Genomic DNA, 21,224 nt, shown 5'->3' on the forward strand with positions numbered 1-21,224 from the left:
GTCCTGAGCTGGCGAGGCGTGGCCTCACTATCCGTCCATCACGGTGCTTTCGCAACACCCGGTTTCGTGAACCGCTTCCGGCGAAACGGGGAGCGCAATGGCGCGCGCGAGCGCGTCGCCTGCGCGTACGCCTTCGCCCTGCGGCAGCACGAACAGCGGGTTGATGTCGAGCTCTTTGAGACTCGTCTGCTGGTCGAGCGCCATCTGCGAGAGCGCGGCGATGGTGCCGGCGAGCGCATCGATGTCGGCGGCGGGTTTGCCGCGCGCGCCCGTGAGCATCGCGTGGGCGCGCAACTCGCGGATCATCGCGTGCGCTTCGTCGTGCGTGACGGGCGCGAGGCGGAATGTGACGTCCCTGAGCACTTCGGCATAGATGCCGCCGAGCCCGCACATCACGGCTGGACCGAAGGACGGATCGTTCTCGATCCCGACGATGATCTCGACCGCATCGCGTATTTCCTCCTGCAGCAGCACGCCGTCGATGCGCGCGCCGGGCGCATGACGGCGCGCGTTCGCGAGAATCTCGTCGCAGGCCTGGGCGAGCGTGGCCGCGTCGCGGATGCCGGTGCGCACCGCGCCCGCTTCCGTCTTGTGCGCGATATCCGGCGACTGAACCTTGACGACGAGCGGAAAGCCGATCGCATGCGCGGCGCTCAGCGCGTCCTCGCGGCCGCGCACGAGCACGCTTTTCGGCGTATCGATGCCGTACGCACGCAACAGACCCTGTGACGCGTGCTCGGTCAGATCGCCCTGGCCTCGCGCGATGAGGGTCGTCGCGTGCGGCACGTGGCGCGGTGCGGGCGGCTTCGCGAGCCGCGACTGCGCGCGCGCACGCCGGGCGCGTGCGTAGAACGACAACGCCGCGAGCGCGCGGGCGCAGCGCACCGGCGTCGGGAACAGCGGCACGTTCGCTTCCTCCAGCAGCGCGTAGGCTTCACGCGCCATGTCGCGGCGCGCGTTCCAGGCGACCATCATCGGCTTGGCGGTGGCGGCGAATACCCGCGTGATCGCGCCGGCCATCGCGCGTGCGACTTCGCCGCTCGCCGCCGCAGCCATGATCGCGATCGCGTCGATGTTCGGATCGTCGGCGATGATCTGCAGCGTATCCGCGAAGATGCGCGGATCAGTGAGAATCCCGGCGGTCAGATCGACCGGATTGTTCAGCGACGCGAATGCCGGCACGAGCGGCGCGAGACGTTCGATCGTCGCGGGCGTGAGCGGCGGCGTCGACATGCCGTTCTGCGCGCAGACATCAGTCGCGAGGATGCCCGCGCCGCCCGACAGCGTCACCACGGCCACGCGCTCGCCGCGCGGCAGCCGAGCCATGCCGAAGGCGTTCGCATAGTCGCCGAGATCGGCCACGTCGCTCACCTCGATCACGCCGGCTTGCCGGAACGCGGTGCGATACAGCGCCGACGCGCCGCCGAGATTCGCCGTATGCGAGGCCGCGGCCCGCGCGCCGTCGGCGGTGTTCCCGACCTTCCAGGCGAGAATCGGCTTGCCCGCGTCGAGCGCGCGCTGCGCCACGCCGACGAGCCGCCGCGCATCCTTCAATCCTTCGATGTACGCCGCGATGAGCGACGTGCCCGGATCGTCGATGCAGGCGTCGACGAGTTCGAGCAGGCTCACATCGGCCTCGTTGCCCGTGGTGATGAAGTGCCGCAGCCCGATGCCGAGTTCGTCGGCCGCGAGCAAAAGCGCGCAGCCGAAGCCGCCGCTTTGCGAGATCAGCGAGAGCCCGCCGCTGCGATACGCGACGCCGAACGGCGCGCCGAATCCCGCGTAGACGCCGCTTGCCGTGCTCACCATGCCCTGGCAGTTCGGTCCGATCACCCGCATGCCGTGCGCGCCCGCGATCTCCGTGCATTCGCGCTGCAGCGCCGCGCCCGCCGGGCCGCTTTCCGCGAACCCGGAGCTATACACGATCGCATGCCGGATGCCGCGCTCGCCGCATTCGCGCAGCATCTGCGGCACGCGCCGCGCGGCCACGAGGATGAGCGCGAGATCGGGCGTCTCCGGCAAGGCGGCGATGCTCTCGTAACACGCGACGCCCGCGATCTCCCGGTATTTCGGATTGACCGGATAGAGCGCGCCGCGATATCCGTGCTGCGTGAGAAAGCGCACGGGCTGGCCGCTGATCGAAGCCGCATCGCCCGATGCACCGACGATTGCGATCGAGCGCGGATTCACGAGCGCGTCGAGAAGAAGGGTGGAAGCAGTGTTCATGGCGATCCTCATGCGGCACAGGCAGCTTCGTCGGCGACGCGCTTGGCCAGCGTGTCCGCCGCGCGCCGAAGTGTGATCTTCGCGATGTTCAGTTGATGGATCTGCGTCGTGCCTTCGTAGATGCGAAAGGCGCGCACATCGCGATAGAAGCGCTCGACGGCATTGCCCGAGAGATAGCCGCGTCCGCCGAGCATCTGCACCGCGCGGTCCGCGACCCGGCCGCACATCTCCGAGGCGAACATCTTGCACATCGACGCTTCCATCGTGACGTCGCAGCCGGCGTCGCGTTTGCGTGCGGCGTCGAGGATCATCGAGCGGGCGGCGAAGATCTCCGTCTGCGATTCGGCGATGAGCGCCTGAATCAGCTGAAACTCCGCGACGGGCCTGCCGAACTGCTCGCGCTGCATCGTGTAGGCCACGGCTTCTTCCAGCATGCGAATGGCCGGTCCCGTGCAGAGCGCCGCGAGATGAATGCGCTGCTTGTTGAGCACTTTCATCGCGGTGCGAAAGCCTTGTCCTTCAACTCCGCCGATGAGGTTCGCCGCCGGCACGCGGCAGCCGCGAAGATGCACGTCGCCGACCGGCGAGCCTGCTTGTCCCATCTTTTCGTAGGGCTCGCTCGTCGAGATGCCCGGCATGGAACGCTCGACGAGAAACGCCGAAATGCCCGACGCGCCCGGCTTCGACGGGTCCGTTCGCGCCATCACGGTGAACAGGTCGGCAATGGGCGCGTTGGTGATGAAGCACTTGCGGCCGTCGAGAATGTAGTCGTCGCCTTCGCGGCGCGCGACGGTCGAGAGCGCGGTGGCGTCGGAACCCGCGCCGGATTCGGTGAGCGCGAAGGCGCCCGTGATCGCGCCAGCCGCAAGACCGGGCAGATAGCGGCGCTTCTGTTCGGGCGTGCCGTCGGCGACGAGCGCTTCCGAGCCGATGCCCGTGTTCGTGCCGACCCGTGCGCGAAACGCGACCGAAGCCTGTGAAAGCGCCATCGCGCCGCGCACCAGTTGCTCCGTCGTGAAGCCAGCGCCGCCGTATTCGCGCGGAATGCTCCAGCCGAAATAGCCGAGTTTGCGCATGCGCTCGACGAGATCGCGCGGCACTTCGTTCGTCTCTTCGACTTCGCTTTCGCGCGGGATCGCCTCTTCGCGGACGAATCGTGCGACTCCTGAAAGCATGGCATCGAATGCCATATCGGTCTGCGTCATTCCTGTCTCCGCCTGATTGATCGATGTGTGAAGACACTATCGGTCAGGCTCGAACGCAATCGGGCGCTTGTTCGACTATGCTGAACAGAGTTTGGATATGCAGAACGATTCGCGCAGAATGACCGGACCAGTGAGGCAAAACCCTATGATTTCGCGCCATCCGACTGAAACCGAGCCACCCGCGAGCGATTACGCCGATTCGAAGGTGCGCTATGTGCCCGAGGAGTTCGAGGGCGATCGCCAGTTCGCCACCACGCTCGCGCGCGGGCTCGATATCCTGCAATGCTTTACGCCGCGCGAGTCGCAACTGGGTAACGCGGAACTGGCGGCGCGCACCGGCATGACCAAGGCGACGATTTCGCGCTTCACGTACACGCTCACGCGGCTCGGCTATCTGCGCGTGAACCGGCTCAACAACAAGTTCCAGCTCGGCTCGGCGGTGCTTTCGCTGGGCTATCCGTTGCTCGCGAGCCTGACGGTCCGGCAGATCGCGCGGCCATCCATGCGCGAGCTGGCCAATCAGGTGCGCGGCTCGGTGTCGCTCGGCATGCGCGACCGGCTGAACATCGTGTATCTGGAAAGCAGCCGCAGCGCGACGCCGCTCGGACTGCCCGCCGACATCGGCCTGAGCTATCCGATCGTGCGCACGGCGATGGGCCGCGCGCTGCTCGCGGCCATGCCGCGCGATCGACGTGAGGCGGCATTGAACGAGATCTCCGTCAAGACGCCCGAGGACTGGGAGACGTTCCGCGAGCGTGTGATGAGCGCCATCGACTATTTTCACGAGCGCGGCTTTTGCGCCTCGTTCGGCGATTTACGCCGCGAAGTGCATGCGGTGGCGGTGCCCATGAAGCCCGCCGCGGACGGCGAGATTCTGGTCTTCAACTGCGGCGTGCCTTCTTATCTGTTGAGGGACGGGCAACTGGAAGGCGAGATCGGCCCGCGGCTCGTCGCGATGGTGCGAGCCCTGGAAGGCGCGATGGGCGTCGTCTGAGCGTGTCAACCCATTTAAACGCTGGCTGTCTGGTAGCAGGCGGACATTCGTGTCTTCCGACGCGGCCCGCGATATGGTCGCGTCAGCGGCTAGCAGGGTTATCCCCCGATCCCTTCGAGGCGAAAACATGTAATCATATATATGAATTCGATGGAGACGATCATGCAGGCCGATGGCCGGTTACCCCGTTATCAGCGCTTGCGGGACGAAATGGTTGCCCTGATCGCGGCGCGTGACTGGCGCCCGGGTGAACCGATCCCGACCGAACAGGCGCTTTCCCAAAGCTACGGCCTCGCCGTCGGGACAGTGCGAAAGGCCGTCGATCTGCTTGTCGCGGAAGGTCTGCTCGAGCGCTTCCAGGGAAGAGGGACGTTCGTACGACGCGCAAACTTCGACGGCTCCCTGTTTCGCTTCTTCCGCTTCCAGACGCGGCAAGGCGAACGGCGCATCCCGGAGAGTCGCATACTGCGCCGGGAGGTGATGGACGCGCCATCGGCGGTAGCCGCGAAGCTGCAAATATCGAGAACTGCGCGCGCGATTCAGATGTCGCGTGTGCGGCTGATCGACGGCGTCCCGATGCTCGCCGAAGAGATCTGGTTGCCCTACGCGCGTTTTGCTGCGTTCGCGAAGATGGACTTGAGCGAAGTCGGTGATCTGCTTTACCCGGTCTACGAAAGGCAGTGCAATCAGATCGTGGCGTCCGCCACAGAAACCCTCACCGTCGAAGCCATCGGCTCGCGGCACGCGAGGCTCTTAAACATCGAACCGGGTACGCCGGCGGTCGTCATCGAGCGTCTCGCATTCGGCTACGATCGACAACCGCTCGAGTGGCGCTGTTCGCGCGGTCCCGCCAGCGAATTCATTTATCAAGCGGAGATCCGCTAGGGATAGAACGCTACCGCAACGACGTTGTTCTGGCTTATACGCTCGATGGCATCTACCTGTTCGAGGAATAAGCGGCAATCGATCAAGTCGCCATGTCACTGATAAAGCCGCGCCGCTCGCCTGAGGCCGACGCGACCATGCTTCCCCGTCCGGGCGTGATCGATTGACAAGTACGCCCAGCAAAGTAATTCAAACCTAAGATACATTTCATGACCAATCTAGATATCGATTTGTTGCTGACCGCGCTGATCAGCGTGGTGGTGCTTGTCGCGCTCATCGTGTCGCGCATCAAGATGCACCCGCTTCTCGCTTTGCTGGTCGTTTCCATCGGCGTGGGCTTCGCAACGGGCATGGAGCCGGGAAGTATCGTCAAGCATCTGACCAACGGCGCGGGCAAAACATTGGGGGCGGTGGGGGTCGTCATCGCTCTGGGTGCGATGCTCGGCAAGATCCTTGCGGATGCGGGCATCACCGAGCAGATTGCCGAGGCCATTCTAAGACGCGCTTCAGACCGGATGATTCCCTGGGCCATGACCCTTGTGGCTTTCGTCGTGGGCATTCCGATGTTCTTCGAAGTGGGACTTGTCGTCATGCTCCCCCTGATTTTCAGCGTGGCGCGCAAGCTGGAAAGCCATGCCCGGTTCAAGGGCTCGGCTTATGTCTATGTCGGGGTGCCCGTGATTTCGGCTCTTGCCGCCATGCACGGCATGGTGCCACCGCATCCGGGCCCTTTGACGGCGATCGCCACGCTCAAGACGTCGGTGGGTCCGACCATGCTGTACGGCTTTCTGGCGGCCGTTCCCGCGATGATCCTCGGCGGCCCGCTCTACGGCGCATTCATTTCGCCCCGCATGAGCACCAAGCCCGATCAAGCCTTGCTGGACCAATTCACCCTCGTCGAACAGTCCGACAATGAGCCCCGGGCCGGAGTCGGTCTTGGCGTGCTGGCAGCCCTGTTGCCCGCCATCTTGATGCTGGTTCATGCTGTTGCGGAAATGGTGTTGCCCAAGAGTGCGCCGATGCTGCATGTGGCCAGCTTTCTGGGCAATCCGCTGATCGCCATGCTGCTGGGCGTGCTCTTCGCTGTTGCAGCGTTGGTCCTCGCCCGCGGAGGCGATGCCGAGAGGCTGCGCCACGCGCTCGGCAGCAGCCTCAAGCCGATTGCCTCCATCATCATGATCATCGCTGGAGGCGGCGCCTTTCAGGAAATGCTGACCAGTGCGAAGGTGGGCGAGGCGATCGTACATCTGACGCAGCACTTTGCCTTTCCCCCGCTGATCCTGGGATGGCTGATCGCCATGTTGCTTTCCGTCTCCACGGGGTCGGCCACCGTGGGTATCGTGGGCGCGGCGGGTTTGCTGGCCCCGCTGGCCGGCGCCGATCCGAGCCTTAACTTGCCTTTGCTGGCCTTGTCCATCGGCTGCGGTTCGCTGTTCTTCAACTATGCAAACCACGCCGGGTTCTGGATGGTCAAGGAATCGTTCGGTATGTCGATGGGCGAAGCCACCAAGACGATCTCGGTGGTTCAATCCATCGTGGCTGTGGTTGGCTTGGTGATGGCGCTTATTTTCAATGCAGTCGTGCACGTCCGCTGAATGGCCAGCGAAAGAATTGACGATCACACGGGTATCTCTCGAGACGGAGCATCGACCGTCTTGAGTTGGAGATCGAGCATTCAGCGGCAAGGGCGGGCGCACCGCAGCGGCAAACCTTTCGCGAGCACTGGGCGCGAGCCATGCGTTCTGCCAGAGTATCTACATCGCCGCGTTGTCGGGCCACGCCGGTTTAGCGGATGGCGTAAATGAATTCGCAGAACGCGATACTTGCACCGAGCTTGCGCGACAGGTCCGAGGCCGCGTTGAGTTGCAGCGCGTTCAACTCGCCGGTCTTGTGGGCGGCGTTCAGTCTCGATGCGGGCCCGGAAAGCGTGAGCGCGGCCATGAACTTGTCCGACGCTCCAAAAATCGGCGTTGCGAACGCGGCGGTATGTTCATCTCGCGCGCCGGAGGTGAAGAGCGGCAAGGGAGGTGCACTTTCGTAAAGCGGCTCGCCCAAGCCCCAGTATCGCAGTACCTGACTGATCGCCGTGTCATCCAGGGGCAGCGATGTGCCCGCAAGCCTCGTCTCTCTCAGACCTTCTGACGGCTCCGCCCGAAAAAGGCAAAGGCGCTGCGCCTTGTCGATGACGTAATACGACGCGCTTTCCTTCGTCGAGACGGCAAGTGAATGCAGGATCGGTTCGACGATCGTGGAGAGGTGGAAAGACTGCTCGTACAGCTTTCCGAGATACAGGACCCGATGGCCCAGAGAATAGGCCCCTGCGTCGGACCGCACGACATATCCCATCCGTTCGAGCGAGTTCATCAGCCGATAAACAGTCGTCTTGTGCATGCCCGACGCTTGCGCCAGCGCAGCCAGTGAAAGCGACTCCACACCGGGTTTGAAGCAATCGAGCAGCGAAAGCGCCTTTTCTACCGCTGCCACACCTTCGTTTCCCACGTTTGTTCTCCCGTCGCTTGTCTCGTCGGCGCATTTTACACAGTAAAACGCCGAGAGCGAGGGTGTACATAGTACAACGGTGTTTCACACAGTAAAAGGGTTAACGCCGATGGCGATGCGGCAATGCCGTGATTAATATTCGTTCCATCCTGTACACCGTAGTTGTATCCGGTACAACGCTAACCAGAGGTGATATCCAGATGAGCACGACGTCCAACTCTTCCATCAACCGCCGTGTCGAGCGTGTGAGCCCCGAGCTCGTCGAGGCCGCTGCCAGATTCCAGGCCGCCATCCTCGCCGACGTGGCCGGCCGTCGCGGCACGCTCAACGGCCGTGTGAAGCCGCTCGCGCCGACGATGAAGGTAGCGGGACCCGCCGTCACCGTCGAAGTGCGGCCGGGCGACAACCTGGCCATTCATGCGGCGCTCGCCGTGGCCAAGCCGGGCGACGTGATCGTGGTGGATGGCAAGGGCGACGTCAGCTGCGCTCTGATCGGCGAGATCATGGCGACTCAGGCCCACGCCACAGGTATCGCGGGCTTCGTCATCGACGCCGCCGTGCGCGACTCGCACGAACTCGCGCAGGGCGAGTTTCCGGTGTTCTCGGCCGGCCTCAATCCGTGCGGACCGACCAAGAGCGTCGCCGGCCGCGTCAACATCCCGATTTCGGCGGCGGGCGCCAGCGTCAATCCGGGCGACCTCATCGTCGGCGACGCTGATGGCGTCGTCGTGATTCCTAAGGACGACGTTGCGCGCATCGTCGAACTCGCGCAAAAGAAGCTCGACGCCGAAACCGCCCGTATCGCGGCGATCCGCAACGGCGACACCCGTGCCGGCTGGCTCGAGAAGGAACTCCGCGCCGCGGGCATGCTCGCGGAAGGCGAGGTGCTGTGATGGCCGCGAATTCTGCAAAGCCCGTGCTGCTGGTGACGGCAGCGGACCTCGCTCCCCAAGCGCTGGAGATGCTCGACGATTTTGAACTCGTGTTCGCCGGCAAGCAGCCGACTGAAGACGACCTCGTCGCGCTGTGCGCACAGCACAAGCCGGTTGCCATCATCGTTCGGTACGGTAAGGTCAATGCCCGCATCATGGATGCGGCCGAAAATCTCCAGGTCATCTCCAAGCACGGCAGCGGCATCGACGTGATCGACCAGGAAGCCGCAGCTGCACGCGGTATCGCGGTCCGCGCAGCGACCGGAGCCAACGCCGCGGCCGTGGCCGAGCACGCGTGGGCGCTGATCCTGGCATGCGCGAAATCGGTTCCTCAGATCGACGTGCGGATGCGCGCGGGTCATTGGGACAAGTCGACACACAAGTCCTTCGAGCTCGAAGGACGCACGCTCGGACTCGTCGGGCTGGGTGCGATCGGCCGCCGCGTCGCGAAGGCAGGTCTTGCTTTCGGCATGCAGGTTCAGGCGTTCGACCCGTTCGCGAAGGAGGCACCCGAGGGCGTGAAGCTCGTGCCACTCGAAGAAATCTATCTCACCTCGGACATCGTTTCGCTGCATTGCCCGCTCACAGCGGAGAACCGCGCAATGCTCAATCGTGAAGCGCTGAACCAGTTCAAGCGCGGGGCGATTCTGGTCAACACCGCGCGCGGCGGTCTCATCGATGAAGAAGCCTTGATCGAAGCGCTCGCAAGCGGTCAATTGCGCGCAGCAGGCCTCGATAGCTTCGCCGTCGAGCCGATGACGACGCACCCGTTCCAGTCGGTTCCCAACGTCATCCTTTCGCCGCACATCGGCGGAGTGAGCGATGCCGCGTACGTGAACATGGGCAAGGGCGCGGCGGCGAATGTCCTGGCCGTGGTCGCGGAAAACGCGCGCAACGTGGCCTGATCCGGTAAGAGAGGTCAAGCATGTTCTATCTCACATCGCCCGAAGTCCGCGCCGCCGAAGTCTTCACGCGCATGCCGGAGAAATTCCGTCAGCCGGACGTTCAAACGGAATGGGCGCGCGCGAACCGAGGCGGCGTGTCCACGGACTCCTTCCTCGAAGGACCGGTCTGGGATCCGGCCGGCTTTCTGTTCGTGACGGATATCCCGCACGGTCGCATCTTCAGGATTTCGCTGGCGGGCGAGTGGGAGCTCGTCGCGAAGTACGACGGCGAGCCGAACGGAATGAAGCGTTTCGACGATGCCCGTCTGCTCATCACGGACTATCGCAACGGACTGATGCTACTGGACATCGCGAGCGGCGAGGTTCGTCCGTACCTCGAGCGGCGCAATACGGAACGCTTCCGCGGCGTGAACGACCTGACCTTCGACTCCGCCGGAAATCTCTATTTCACCGATCAGGGACAGACAGGGCTGCACGATCCGACCGGCCGCGTCTATCGGCTCTCGGCGGACGGCAAGCTGGACGTGCTGCTCGGCAACTGCCCGAGTCCCAATGGCCTCGTGTTGTCGCCCGATGAAAAAGTGCTGTTCGTCGGCATGACGCGTGGCAATTGCGTATGGCGCGTCCCGCTTCAGGCCGATGGTTCCGTGAGCAAGGTCGGCCAGTTCTTTACGTCGTACGGACCGAGCGGCCCGGACGGACTGACCGTCGATCTCGACGGACGCATCCTGGTCGCCAATCCCGGGCTTGGCCGCGTGTGGGTGCTGAATCATCGCGCCGAACCGGTCGAGATTCTGACGAGCCCGGAGGGCGCTTCGCTCACGAATCTGTGTTACGGCGGCGCCGGCATGAAGACGCTTTTCATGACCGAATCGGTATCCGGAACGATCCTGCGAGCCGACATGACGGTCGCCGGCCCGCTGCCCAAGCGAGCCAAGCCAAGCTAGTCCGCGCGCTCGACTCATCCAAGCCACGACAGAAACACCTCGCGCCGCGAAGAGCGCGATGGAGGAGCACACATGAACATGTCGCAAAGTGTGAACGGCGCACAGACTACGCCGATGACCGAAACGAAGCCGGTCCAGAGCATCAGCAGCGAGGACTACGCGGCGAGCGAGCGCACCCTGGCGAAGGTCTTTCGCCGGATATTGCCTTTTATCTTTGCGTGCTATGTCATCAGCTACCTCGACAGAACGAACGTCGGGTTCGCGGCGTTGACCATGAACAAAGACCTCGGCCTGACTGCCGAGCAGTTCGGCTTCGGCGCGGGGATGTTCTTCATCGGGTATTTCCTGTTCGAGATTCCCAGCAATCTCATCATGCAGAAGGTCGGTGCGCGTATCTGGATTGCCCGCATCATGATTTCGTGGGGAATTCTTTCGATGGCGACGGCCTTCGTCGTCGGTCCGAAAAGCTTCGCGGCGGCGCGCTTTCTCCTCGGCCTGGCCGAGGCCGGATTCACGCCCGGCATCTATCTGTATTTCACGCACTGGTTCCCGGGAAAGTGGCGCGCCAAAGTGACGGCGGCCTTTCTCGTTGGTATTCCGGTGGCCAATATCATCGGCTCGCCCATCTCCGGCGCGCTGCTGCAACTGGGCGGCATGCATGGGCTGCGTAGCTGGCAGTGGCTGCTGCTGATCGAAGGCTTGCCCGCGGTCCTGCTCGGCATCGCGTGTCTGTTTGTGCTCGCTGACCGGCCGGAGAAAGCCAAATGGCTCTCCGACGACGAAAAGGCCGCGCTCGCCCGGAGGCTGTCGGCGGAGCAACGCGACATCGGCGCCAAGCACGGCAACACGCTGCGCGATGCGATGACCAACTGGCGCGTGTTCGTGCTTGCGTTCATCAACTTCTGCGGCATCGTCGGGTCGATCGGCGTCGGTCTGTGGATGCCGCAGATCATCAAGCAACTCGGTGTCGATCACGCCGTCGTCGGCTGGCTGACCGCGATCCCCTACGTCGCGGGCGCGGTGGTCATGCTGTTGTGGGCAAAAATCGCGGCCCGTGCGGCCAACCGCATTCCTTATGTGGCAGGCGCGCTGGTGGTCGCAGCGGCGGCCCTTTGCCTGAGCACGTATGTCGACGGCGCCGTCCTCAAGCTGCTGTGCCTGTGCTTCACCGTGAGCGGAATTCTTTCGTTTCAAGCTACCTACTGGGCGATTCCGTCGGGGTTTCTGACGGGCCGCGCGGCGGCGGGCGGTCTGGCGCTGATCGTGTCGGTGGGCAATCTCGGCGGCTTCGTCGGCCCGTCGATGATCGGTGCACTCAAACAGATGTCAGGCGGTTTCACCGTTCCGTTGTTCGCCATCGCGGCAGTAATGCTCGTGGGCGCAGCGACCATCGCGTGGCTTGGCGATCCCGGCGCCAATGCAGGCGAGGCATCGGCGACGCATTAGAAGTCGTGCGCGTCGAACAAAGCAAAAATCTATTACCACTGTCTGGAGACACCATGTCTTTGAAGAAGGCTCCCAAGAAAGCCAACCTGAACACGACCTTCTCGCTTGGCGCCGTCGCAGCGGCAAGCCTTGTATTCGGCCCCAGCCTGGCGCATGCGCAAAGCAGCGTGACGCTCTATGGCATTGCCGATGTCGGCGTCGAATTCCTCAACAACACGACGGCAGGCGGATCGCAGGTCAGGGAAGTATCGGGCAATCTGTCCGGCTCGCGTTGGGGCCTGAAAGGCGTCGAGGATCTGGGCGGCGGTATGAAAGCCATCTTCCAGTTGGAGAACGGTTTCAACATCAACGACGGCACGACCGCGCAATCGACCCGCGGCCTCGGCGCGAATGCGACGACGACCAGCCGGCTTTTCGGCCGCCAGGCGTGGGTCGGGCTTTCCTACAAGGGCCAGCAACTGACGTTGGGTCGGCAGAACGCCCTTATCTATGAACAGTCGATCGTGTTCGACCCGATGGGCGTGTCGTCCCGCTACTCCGCGCTCTCGCTCGACTATGCGCTGGCTGCGCGCATCGACAACTCCGTTAAGTACACGGGAAAGTTTGGCCCAGTGACGGCCCAGGCGATGTACAGCACGCGCTATGACACGGGATACGGTGCCGAAGTACCCGGCGCGCTCATCACCGGCCGGTTCTTCAGCGGCGCCCTGACGTATGCGAGCGGCCCGGTTGCCGCGACTGCCGTCTACGAGCAACGCAACAGCAACACGGTCGCGACCAACACGAGCACCGAACGCCGCGCACTGGCCGCTGCGAGCTACAACTTCGGGCCCGTGACGGCCTACGCCGGCTATCGCTATCTGCGAGCGTCGAATGCATTCCTGCCGACGAATCCGATCACAGTCGCCAACGGTTCGGAAGCCAATGCCGCAAATCTCTACTGGCTCGGCGCGCAGTACCTGATCACGCCATCGTTCCAGCTGACTGCTGCCGGCTACTACCACGACGTTCATTCGACGGGCGCGGATCCGTGGCTCGCCGTGCTGAACGCGGATTACTTCCTGTCGAAACGTACGGACCTGTACGCGACCGTCGCCTACGCGCACAACAAGGACAATTCGGCGCTCGGCGTGAACGGCTACGGCACGGTCGCAGCGGGCCATAACCAGACCGGCGTCACCGTCGGTCTTCGCCAGAAGTTCTGACGAGCGATCCTGACGAGAACCGCCGTGCAAATCGTCCATGCGCCACATTTACCCGTCCGCGAAGAATGGCTTGCGTTACGCGAGGAGCCGATCCTCGAGCCCGAGCTGCTCATCGTCGATGCTCATCACCATCTTTGGGATCGTCAGACAGGGCGATACCTGACCGACGAGTTCGGCAAGGATGTGCGATGCGGTCATCGAGTCGTATCGACCGTCTACGTGCAATGTCGTTCGATGCTGCGCCACGACGGTCCGGAGTCGATGAAACCTGTCGGCGAGATCGAATTCGCGAGCGGCATCGCGGCGATGTTCGCAAGTGGAGGGTATGGGCCGGCGCGCGCTTGCGAGGCCATCGTTGGCGGTGCGGATCTCACGCTCGGCGACGCGCTCGAGAACGTGCTCGAAACGATGCTGGAGGTTTCGGGCGGGCGGTTACGCGGCATTCGCAATCCGCTGGCGTGGCATGAAAGTCCCGACGTGAGTTCGAGCCCGGTTACGCCACCGCGCGATCTGATGCTCGATTCCGCTTTCCAGCGCGGCGTGAGGACGTTGGCCCGTTTCGGTTTATCGCTCGACGCGTGGGTTTATCACACGCAATTGGGCGAGTTGTACGAGCTGGCTCGCGCCGCGGCGGATGTGACGGTCGTCATCGACCACTTTGGAGGACCGGTCGGCGTCGGGCCGCACGAAGGCAAGCGTGAGCAAGTATTCGCCGACTGGAAACGCGGACTTGCACGTCTCGCGACTCTGCCGAATACACGAATCAAGCTCGGCGGCGCGGGCATGAGCGTATTCGGCTTCGATTTCGCGCGCCACGACTCACCGCCTTCTTCCGGGGATCTCGCCGCCGCATGGCGACCGTACTTCGATACGTGCATCGAATTGTTCGGCGTCGAGCGCTGCATGTTCGAGAGCAACTTTCCCGTCGATAAGGGCATGTTCAGCTACGGCGTCCTGTGGAACGCCTTCAAACGACTGGCAGGTTCGATGACGCTGCAAGAGAAGGCAGCGCTCTTTCGCAAAACCGCGGCGGCGACTTACCGGCTGTCACTTCACGGAGACCAATGATGAAGACAAGCGCGAGCCTTGCGCAGGTTCGACCCGATAACGAGGTCGAGGGAAAGCGCTACAAGGACATCACCCGCGTCGAATGGCGGTCGCTTTCCCTTGCGGGACTCGGATGGACATTCGAGAGCTACGACTCGTTCCTGCTATCGCTTCTTCTGCCGACGCTCGCTCTCCAGTTCGGTCTGTCGAAAGCGCAACTCGGGTTGTTCACGAGCATTACGGCAGCGGGGCAGATCGTCGGCGGAATTCTGTTCGGCTATGTGTCGGACCGGCTCGGGCGCGTGCGCACGGCCATGCTGTGCATCGGCATCTACTCGCTGTTCTCGGGCTTGCTCGCCTTCGCACCGAACGAGCACTGGTTCGCGACGATCCGCTTCTTCGGCGCGTTGGGAATGGGTGGAACGTGGACCGCCGGCGCGGCGCTGATTGCCGAAACCTGGCACGCGAGCCGTCGGGGCAAGGGCGGTGCGCTCATGCAGATGGGCTTGCCGGTTGGCGCGATTCTCGCTATCACGATTGCGGGCATCGTCACGAGCGTCAACGATGGCTTGGGCGGCAACGGCTGGCGAGTGCTGTTTCTGATCGGCGCACTGCCGTTTTTCATTCTCTTCCTAGTCGCACGCAAGACGCCCGAGTCGCCGATCTGGCTTGAGCGCAAACGCGCAAACGCTCAGCCGGCGATCCAGAAAACAGCGATCGATGAAAAGCTCAACGTTCGCGGTCTCGTGACGGCGTTCACGTTCATCTTTTTCCTTCAGTACCTGTATTGGGGCGTGTTCACCTGGACGCCGACGTTTCTCGTCGCGGTGAAACATCTCGACTTCGTGCACAGCCTCAAGTTCGTTCTCGCGCTACAGTTCGGCGCGATCACCGGCTTTCTGTTGTTCTCGGCCTTCGTAGACCGTCTCGGCCGCCGGCCGATGTTCATGGCGTACCTGCTCGTCGGCGCGGCGGCGGTGTTCGGCTACATCATGTCGTCGAGCGCACTGGTTCTGATGGTGGCGATCTTCTTCACCGGCTTCAGCGTGAACGGCATCTTCGCGGGCGCGGGGCCGTTCCTCGCGGAAATCATCGGAAATACGGCGTCGCGAGGGTTTTTCATGGGGCTCGCGTACAACGGCGGACGGCTCGGCGGTTTCATCGCGCCGTTGGTCATCGGCACGTTGGCGTCGACATCGGGCGGATTCGTTCTCGGGCTTTCGACGACGATCGTCGCGTTCATCGCGGCAGCCATCGTGGTGTTCTTCGCGCCTGAGACGCGGGGCAAGGCGCTTTCATGAACACGGCCGCACGATCATCGGGCATCGTCAGCCGGCTTTTTCCCGCGTTGACCGAGCCGGCGCTGCGGCGATATCTCAGCGGGCAGGTCGCATCTGTTCTCGGCAGCTGGACCCAGAACGTGACGTTGAATCTGCTCGTATATCACCTGTCGGGTTCGGCGGCGATTCTTGCCTTGCTGAACTTCCTGCTGTACGGACCGCAATTGGTCGTCGCGCCGATTGCAGGTTCGCGGATTCGTTCCGAGAACGCACGGCGCGTCACGCTTTGCGTATTGACGGTGTCGCTCGTTCTGACCGGTAGCCTGATTACTTTGTCGGCGCTGGGCGTGTTGGGCGTCAAGCTGATCCTCGCGCATGCGCTGGCGATCGGCGTTTCCAGCGCCGTGGAAGTGCCCGCGCGCCAGGTCCTGCTGCTGACGAGCCTGCGAGACGGAAGTCTCACGTCCAACGCCGTGGCGATGAACACCATGGTCTACAACGTCGGGCGGATGGTCGGGCCGACGATCGCAGGCTTCGTCTATCCGACCCTCGGACCGCGCGCATCGTTCGCCATTTACGCCTTGGCGCTTTGCTTCATGGCGACCTGCGTGCGCTCGATCCGCCTGTCCGACAGGGCCGCACCGTCTCGCGCTGAAAGCAGCCTGCGTGACGCCGTCGGCTATGTCATGTCGGACGCTTTTTCAGCGCGCTACCTGCCGATTCTTGCGTGCATCGGTTTGTTCGCGGCGAGCTATCAAACGCTGGTTCCGCTGCTCGCAGACAAGGCGTTTCACGACGCCGCGCGCTTCACCGGCGTGTTCTTCGCGTGCGCGGGCGCCGGCTCGCTGAGTTCTGCGGTGCTGTTGTCGTCGGCGCTCGGGCCGCGTGCATCGGCTCGGTTCATCGCGTGGGCGCCGTGGTCGGCCATGGCTGCTTTGATGGTCCTCGCGACGACCGCTGCCGCCGCCGCGTCGATGCCGGCGTTTTTTATCCTGGGCTTCAGCCTCACCTTCGCCGCGACCTCGACGAACGCAACGATCCAGCGCCAGTGCCCGGAACACGTGCGCGGCGGACTCGTGGGCATGTACGGCATGGCCTACAACGGGACGATGCCGTTCGGCTATTTGCTCGTCGGGACGGTATCCGAAGCGCTGGGCGTGCGGCACACATTTGCGGCGATGGCCGTCGTGCTGGCAGTGAGTGTCAGTTCCATCGTCGTATGGCAACGAATCAACGAACAGCGCTAAGGCGCAAAATAGAGCGGAGACAAACATGCAAGCTACCGGTGTCATGGCGAAATCGGACATTGAGCGCCGCACTCTACGGAAGGTCGTATGGCGGCTGATTCCCTTCCTGATGATCTGCTATCTGCTGGCGTTCATCGACCGCGGCAACGTCGGCATGGCGTCGTTGCAGATGAATCATGACCTCGGCATGTCGGCGAGGGTGTTCGGATTCGGCAGCAGTCTGTTCTTCATCTCGTACTTCTTCTGCGAAGTGCCGAGCAATATGGCGCTGCAAAAGTACGGCGCGCGCATCTGGATTGCCCGCATCATGATCACGTGGGGCATCGTGTCGTCGGCAACGGCGTTGGTGCAAAACGCGACGACGTTCTACATCCTGCGCTTTCTGCTCGGCGCGGCCGAGGCCGGATTCTTTCCGGGCGTGTTGCTGTATCTGTCGTACTGGATTCCTGCTTCATATCGGGCGCGCATTGTCGCCACGTTCATGGTCGCGATCCCGGCCGCGAGCTTCATCGGCTCACCGATCTCCGCGGCGCTGCTGCAAATGGACGGGTTCTGGGGCCTGCGCGGCTGGCACTGGCTCTTCATCCTCGAAGGCATTCCCACGGTGCTGCTCGGCGTTGTCTGCCTGTTTGTCCTCACGAACAAACCCGCTGATGCGAAATGGCTCAACGACGACGAGCGCAAGTGGCTCGTCGATGCGCTCGCCAGTGAGACCAAGGCACCCAAGAAGGTGCTCGACATGCCGCTGACGAAGCTCTTTCGCAATCGCTATGTGTTGTGCCTGGCGCTCGTCGATACCTGCGCTTCGGCTGCCGGCAGCACGTTGTCGGTGTGGCAGCCGCAGTTGCTGAAATCGTTCGGCCTCTCGGTCATGCAAACGGGTCTCATCAATTCGATTCCCTACGCAGTGGCATCTGTCCTGATGGTCTATTGGGGACGCCGTTCCGACCGTTCGGGAGAGCGTCGCTGGCATACCGTCGTGCCGATGCTCCTCATCGGCGGCGGACTGTTTGCGACGTCGCTGAGCGGCTCGCTCGTGCCGACGATTTTCATGCTGTGCGCAGTGCTCGTGGGTGCTTACTCCTTCAAAGGGCCTTTCTGGGCGCTTGCCACGGACATGTTGTCGAACAGCGCGGTTGCAGCGGGCCTCGCGACCATCAACGCGATCGCAAACCTGCTCGGCGGCGGACTCATGGTCAATGTGTATGGATGGGTCAAGGAAGCGACGGGCAGCTACGCGTTGGCGCTGATGCCGCTCGCAGTCCTCACGCTCATCAGCGTCGCAACGCTTCTGATGCTGACGCGCAACGGTCAGGCGAAACATCTGGCAGGCAAGACGGAGACCGTCTGACCATGCAAAAAGCGACTAGACGCAGTTTCCTCAAGACGGGTGGGGCGCTGATGGCGGCGTCGACGTTGCCGACCCATGCCCAGGCGACCGAAACCTGGTCCAGCGGGTCGGAGCGGGCCGCGTTCCGACTGCCTGCCGGAGCCGTCGATTGCCACATGCATATCTACGACGACCGCTTTCCTGTTGCTCCCGGCACGACGCTGCGGCCACCCAATGCGACGGTGGAGCAGTATCGACTGCTGCAGGCTCGTCTCGGCGTTGACCGAAATGTCGTGGTGACACCGTCGACCTATGGAACCGACAACCGCTGCACGCTGGATGCGCTCAAGCGCTTCGGAAGCAACGCGCGCGGCGTGGCGGTCATCGACACGTCGGTAAGCGACAAGCAGTTGCACGAACTTCACGCGGGCGGAATTCGAGCCATACGGTTCAATCTCAGCTATCCCGGCGCAACAACGGTGGACATGCTGGCGCCGCTTGCGGCGCGGATCGCCGCCATGAAGTGGCATATCGAACTTGTGGTGCAAGGCGTCCGGCTGCCTGAACTTGAAGTCCATCTCTCGGCGCTTCCTTGTCCGCTGGTGATAGACCACATCGCGCATATTCCCGAGCCAGGCGGTCTTTCGTCGGAGGCGCTCCGCACGGCGCAGCGCCTCGTCGATAAAGGCAATACGTTCATCACTTTGTCGGGGCCGTACGTTGATACAAAAACCGGCGCGCCTGCTAACGAGGACGTTGCGCCCGTCGCGAAGACGCTCATAAACATGGCTCCAGAGCGAATGCTTTGGGGCACCGATTGGCCGCATCCTACCGAGAAGGGCGCCAAGCCGGATGATGCAGGTCTTCTCGACACTATCGCCGGCTGGATCGGCCGATCGGACTGGCAGCAGAAGATTTTTGTAGACAATGCTACGAGGCTTTATGGGTTCGATTAGAGGTCTAATGTAAGTCGCTTTTGCGCGACTTGCTCGGGAATAACTCGCGGGCTTACCTGCGCATCGAGCGTTCGCCGATCCTTTTCGTTGCGGATTCTGACCAAGTGCTCCCCATCTTTTTGCCACGGGCAAGCGCTGTTGTTCCAATGATGGACGCGCAGAAAAGGGCGAAGTCGAAGCGGGGCGCAGCCGGTTAAATCGCAGTCGGCAAAGCCATGTAGGCCGTGAGCTTCAGGCCTCGTCGCCCGGATCAAGCATCTCGAGCCGGAACTGCCACCCTTCGAATGCCGAAAGCATCGCGCCAAGGTCGTTCCATTCGATGCGCCGTCCGTCGATGATCACGCACGGCTGACTGGCGCCTTCGTCGCCGTTCCATTCAACGCGGCCTCGAACGGTCATGTCCATGATCTGCAAGTGGCCGGTATTGGTTTGCAGGTGCGTCATGCTCAAGGCCCGCCTCATCTTCTGGATGAGTTTTTCCAACAGGGCGAACGGCTCGGAATCGGGTTTGCCCAGGACCTGAAAGCGGTAGCCCGCGGCCGCGTCGTCGCCAGCCAGTTCGAATGCTTCCAAGGAAAGCCGATCGCCGAGCGGCAAACTGCGGAAGTGAAATCGTGATCGTTGTCGTGCGCATCGCGGAGACGCAGCCGTGTAAAGCTCGGATGTTCGAATGCCTGCTTCACAGCGAACTGCGCTATTTCGGCGTTGAAACACCGGCTGCAAAGCACGCGCCAAGTGCCATCCGACTCTGCAGTCACGAAGTCGTGTGCCGGCCCATTCGCGCTGCAGCGCTTACATCGGGATTGCGTCATTAGAGCACCGGCTGGATGTCGCTCATTGGAAGGACATTGTCGCATCAGCGGCCGGCGCCGGGCGTCGCCTAAGACGGGCGGCAAATGGCCGACGCCCCCTGTTTGCTCCCGATTATGTCACGGCCAGATTGAAATGTCGGGGTTTCAGCTTTTTAGAAATGTCAGGTTTTGAGTTTTATAAATCTCACTGTAAAAGCTCACTTCTGCACCGCGGCTGCCCGTTCTCGCGCGGTACTCAAGACCGCCGCGTTGAACTGCTCGCGCGTCAACTCGCGCTGCGTGCGGGTACCGACCTTGCGTTCTTTTGGTCGCGGCGCCTCGCCCTGATTCGTGCGCGAGGGTGAGCCCGACGCGCGCCGGTTATCCCGCTCGGCCTGCAGCACCTGCGCGACCTGCAACGCGTGACCCAGGCGCTTATTGTCGAGCACCGCCCCTTGATCAATCTCGGAGAGTCGGTCGTACTGCCGATAGGCGAGGGCCGCGCCGTTCACACGAATCTCGATGCGTCCATCCGGATACTCGAATACGTCCAGATACTGGTGAATCAGCGCACGGTTCTCCGGCGTATCATCAAGCATATAAATCACCCGGTCGTACTGCACCGTCAACACCTTAGTCACGCGGCGCGCCACCCTCGAACTCAGGATCAGGTCGAGATCTTCGTCATCACGCAATGGCCGATGCGCATTAAATGCGCCTCTGGGCACCTTGCCAAAGCGGCCATTGAAGTCGGCGATGAAGTGGGGCGCATAGGCATTGGCCGCTTCCTTGGTATCGATGCCGCGCAGTCGCAACTCCTTCACCAACCGATCCTGCAAGGTCAGATTGGCCCGCTCAACGCGTCCTTTTGCCTGGCTGCTATTAGCACACCAGGTATCGATATTGAGCTCGTACAAGGCCCGCCCGAACTGCGTCACACCCTTGCCAGCGGCCTCGGCGTGGCCGTTGCAATGGAACACCGCCGCTTTGTCGCTATAGAGCGCCACTGGCTTGCCGTGCTGCTCAAGATACTTGCGGGTGGCCTCGAAGTAGCTGAAGGTCGACTCGGTGGCAGTGAAGTGCAAGGTCATCAGGCGGCCCGTCGCATCGTCGATGAACACCAAGAGCGTGCAGGCCGGCGCGCGTTCCTCGAACCAGCGATGATCGCAGCCATCGATCTGGATCAACTCGCCCAGACACGAGCGCCGGTTTCTCGGCTGATGCAGTGTCGGCGGACGCTGCTTGCGCGGGATCCAGAGGCCCGCATCGCGCATCCAGCGCCGTACGGTTTCCTTCGCCAACGCAATGCCGTGACATTCGCGCAGCTTC

At 62.8% G+C, this 21,224-nt stretch carries 19 protein-coding genes; 13 read left to right on the top strand and 6 right to left on the bottom strand.

The window, feature by feature from the left end; genetic code table 11:
• Positions 1 to 27 precede the first annotated feature (27 nt).
• Positions 28 to 2,226, bottom strand: coding sequence for an acetate--CoA ligase family protein (locus AWB76_RS14845; RefSeq protein WP_244173361.1), 2,199 nt, complete (start codon positions 2,224 to 2,226; stop codon positions 28 to 30).
• Between the two features lie 8 nt (positions 2,227 to 2,234).
• Positions 2,235 to 3,431: an acyl-CoA dehydrogenase family protein gene (locus AWB76_RS14850; protein ID WP_061160866.1), complete on the bottom strand. Its 1,197-nt coding sequence runs from the start codon at positions 3,429 to 3,431 to the stop codon at positions 2,235 to 2,237.
• A gap of 145 nt (positions 3,432 to 3,576) precedes the next feature.
• Between AWB76_RS14850 and AWB76_RS14855 the strand changes: the two genes are divergently transcribed.
• From AWB76_RS14855 to AWB76_RS14865, 3 genes are all read left to right on the top strand, one after another.
• On the top strand, positions 3,577 to 4,425 hold the full coding sequence (locus AWB76_RS14855) for an IclR family transcriptional regulator (protein ID WP_096031302.1): 849 nt from the start codon (positions 3,577 to 3,579) through the stop codon (positions 4,423 to 4,425).
• Positions 4,426 to 4,587: 162 nt separating this feature from the next.
• Complete coding sequence (locus tag AWB76_RS14860; protein ID WP_061160910.1) at positions 4,588 to 5,310, top strand: GntR family transcriptional regulator; 723 nt, start codon at positions 4,588 to 4,590, stop codon at positions 5,308 to 5,310.
• A gap of 209 nt (positions 5,311 to 5,519) precedes the next feature.
• Positions 5,520 to 6,905, top strand: coding sequence for a GntP family permease (locus AWB76_RS14865; RefSeq protein WP_061160867.1), 1,386 nt, complete (start codon positions 5,520 to 5,522; stop codon positions 6,903 to 6,905).
• A 190-nt stretch (positions 6,906 to 7,095) separates the two neighbouring features.
• Here AWB76_RS14865 and AWB76_RS14870 read toward each other — a convergent pair whose 3' ends face one another.
• On the bottom strand, positions 7,096 to 7,809 hold the full coding sequence (locus AWB76_RS14870) for an IclR family transcriptional regulator (RefSeq protein WP_061160868.1): 714 nt from the start codon (positions 7,807 to 7,809) through the stop codon (positions 7,096 to 7,098).
• 200 nt (positions 7,810 to 8,009) lie between these two features.
• Here AWB76_RS14870 and AWB76_RS14875 point away from each other — a divergent pair, with 200 nt between their 5' ends.
• The 10 genes from AWB76_RS14875 (at position 8,010) to AWB76_RS14920 (ending at position 19,104) form a co-directional block, all read left to right on the top strand.
• Positions 8,010 to 8,702 carry an RraA family protein gene (locus AWB76_RS14875; RefSeq protein WP_061160869.1) on the top strand — a complete coding sequence of 231 codons (693 nt, stop codon included), beginning with the start codon at positions 8,010 to 8,012 and terminating at the stop codon, positions 8,700 to 8,702.
• Positions 8,702 to 9,646, top strand: coding sequence for an NAD(P)-dependent oxidoreductase (locus AWB76_RS14880; protein WP_061160870.1), 945 nt, complete (start codon positions 8,702 to 8,704; stop codon positions 9,644 to 9,646). The genes AWB76_RS14875 and AWB76_RS14880 overlap by 1 nt, the downstream gene beginning before the upstream one ends.
• A gap of 20 nt (positions 9,647 to 9,666) precedes the next feature.
• A complete protein-coding gene (locus AWB76_RS14885; RefSeq protein ID WP_061160871.1) occupies positions 9,667 to 10,593 on the top strand; it encodes an SMP-30/gluconolactonase/LRE family protein in 927 nt (308 codons plus the stop codon).
• A 114-nt stretch (positions 10,594 to 10,707) separates the two neighbouring features.
• Positions 10,708 to 12,039 carry an MFS transporter gene (locus AWB76_RS14890; RefSeq protein WP_244173369.1) on the top strand — a complete coding sequence of 444 codons (1,332 nt, stop codon included), beginning with the start codon at positions 10,708 to 10,710 and terminating at the stop codon, positions 12,037 to 12,039.
• A 53-nt stretch (positions 12,040 to 12,092) separates the two neighbouring features.
• On the top strand, positions 12,093 to 13,244 hold the full coding sequence (locus AWB76_RS14895; RefSeq protein ID WP_061160872.1) for a porin: 1,152 nt from the start codon (positions 12,093 to 12,095) through the stop codon (positions 13,242 to 13,244).
• A 24-nt stretch (positions 13,245 to 13,268) separates the two neighbouring features.
• Positions 13,269 to 14,312, top strand: coding sequence for an amidohydrolase family protein (locus AWB76_RS14900; RefSeq protein WP_061160873.1), 1,044 nt, complete (start codon positions 13,269 to 13,271; stop codon positions 14,310 to 14,312).
• Positions 14,312 to 15,592, top strand: coding sequence for an MFS transporter (locus AWB76_RS14905; protein WP_061160912.1), 1,281 nt, complete (start codon positions 14,312 to 14,314; stop codon positions 15,590 to 15,592). Before AWB76_RS14900 ends, AWB76_RS14905 begins: the two co-directional genes overlap by 1 nt.
• Positions 15,589 to 16,818, top strand: coding sequence for an MFS transporter (locus tag AWB76_RS14910; protein WP_061160874.1), 1,230 nt, complete (start codon positions 15,589 to 15,591; stop codon positions 16,816 to 16,818). Before AWB76_RS14905 ends, AWB76_RS14910 begins: the two co-directional genes overlap by 4 nt.
• A gap of 25 nt (positions 16,819 to 16,843) precedes the next feature.
• Positions 16,844 to 18,169: an MFS transporter gene (locus AWB76_RS14915; RefSeq protein ID WP_061160875.1), complete on the top strand. Its 1,326-nt coding sequence runs from the start codon at positions 16,844 to 16,846 to the stop codon at positions 18,167 to 18,169.
• Between the two features lie 2 nt (positions 18,170 to 18,171).
• A complete protein-coding gene (locus AWB76_RS14920; protein ID WP_061160876.1) occupies positions 18,172 to 19,104 on the top strand; it encodes an amidohydrolase family protein in 933 nt (310 codons plus the stop codon).
• 231 nt (positions 19,105 to 19,335) lie between these two features.
• On the opposite strand, the gene AWB76_RS42170 is transcribed toward AWB76_RS14920, so the two are convergent.
• The 3 genes from AWB76_RS42170 to AWB76_RS14930 form a co-directional block, all read right to left on the bottom strand.
• Entirely contained in the window at positions 19,336 to 19,677 is a 342-nt protein-coding gene (locus AWB76_RS42170; protein ID WP_244173362.1) for a DUF7713 domain-containing protein, read from the bottom strand.
• Positions 19,563 to 19,961, bottom strand: a complete 399-nt coding sequence (locus AWB76_RS43260) for a DUF7685 domain-containing protein (protein ID WP_445343871.1) — start codon at positions 19,959 to 19,961, stop codon at positions 19,563 to 19,565. The genes AWB76_RS42170 and AWB76_RS43260 overlap by 115 nt, the downstream gene beginning before the upstream one ends.
• Positions 19,962 to 20,113: 152 nt before the next feature.
• A partial coding sequence (locus tag AWB76_RS14930) for an ISNCY family transposase (protein ID WP_061160877.1) occupies positions 20,114 to 21,224 on the bottom strand: 1,111 nt, incomplete at its 5' end.

The organism is Caballeronia temeraria (assembly GCF_001544795.2).
GTDB classification, from domain to species: Bacteria; Pseudomonadota; Gammaproteobacteria; order Burkholderiales; family Burkholderiaceae; genus Caballeronia; species Caballeronia temeraria.

What these genes read in the sequence shown, in the direction of transcription:
- AWB76_RS14845 (WP_244173361.1), bottom strand. Translation starts at nt 2,226, where the DNA reads ATGAACACTGCTTCCACCCTTCTTCTCGACGCGCTCGTGAATCCGCGC.
- AWB76_RS14850 (WP_061160866.1), bottom strand. Translation starts at nt 3,431, where the DNA reads ATGACGCAGACCGATATGGCATTCGATGCCATGCTTTCAGGAGTCGCA.
- AWB76_RS14855 (WP_096031302.1), top strand. Translation starts at nt 3,577, where the DNA reads ATGATTTCGCGCCATCCGACTGAAACCGAGCCACCCGCGAGCGATTAC.
- AWB76_RS14860 (WP_061160910.1), top strand. Translation starts at nt 4,588, where the DNA reads ATGCAGGCCGATGGCCGGTTACCCCGTTATCAGCGCTTGCGGGACGAA.
- AWB76_RS14865 (WP_061160867.1), top strand. Translation starts at nt 5,520, where the DNA reads ATGACCAATCTAGATATCGATTTGTTGCTGACCGCGCTGATCAGCGTG.
- AWB76_RS14875 (WP_061160869.1), top strand. Translation starts at nt 8,010, where the DNA reads ATGAGCACGACGTCCAACTCTTCCATCAACCGCCGTGTCGAGCGTGTG.
- AWB76_RS14880 (WP_061160870.1), top strand. Translation starts at nt 8,702, where the DNA reads ATGGCCGCGAATTCTGCAAAGCCCGTGCTGCTGGTGACGGCAGCGGAC.
- AWB76_RS14885 (WP_061160871.1), top strand. Translation starts at nt 9,667, where the DNA reads ATGTTCTATCTCACATCGCCCGAAGTCCGCGCCGCCGAAGTCTTCACG.
- AWB76_RS14890 (WP_244173369.1), top strand. Translation starts at nt 10,708, where the DNA reads ATGACCGAAACGAAGCCGGTCCAGAGCATCAGCAGCGAGGACTACGCG.
- AWB76_RS14895 (WP_061160872.1), top strand. Translation starts at nt 12,093, where the DNA reads ATGTCTTTGAAGAAGGCTCCCAAGAAAGCCAACCTGAACACGACCTTC.
- AWB76_RS14905 (WP_061160912.1), top strand. Translation starts at nt 14,312, where the DNA reads ATGAAGACAAGCGCGAGCCTTGCGCAGGTTCGACCCGATAACGAGGTC.
- AWB76_RS14910 (WP_061160874.1), top strand. Translation starts at nt 15,589, where the DNA reads ATGAACACGGCCGCACGATCATCGGGCATCGTCAGCCGGCTTTTTCCC.
- AWB76_RS14915 (WP_061160875.1), top strand. Translation starts at nt 16,844, where the DNA reads ATGCAAGCTACCGGTGTCATGGCGAAATCGGACATTGAGCGCCGCACT.
- AWB76_RS14920 (WP_061160876.1), top strand. Translation starts at nt 18,172, where the DNA reads ATGCAAAAAGCGACTAGACGCAGTTTCCTCAAGACGGGTGGGGCGCTG.
- AWB76_RS43260 (WP_445343871.1), bottom strand. Translation starts at nt 19,961, where the DNA reads ATGCGACAATGTCCTTCCAATGAGCGACATCCAGCCGGTGCTCTAATG.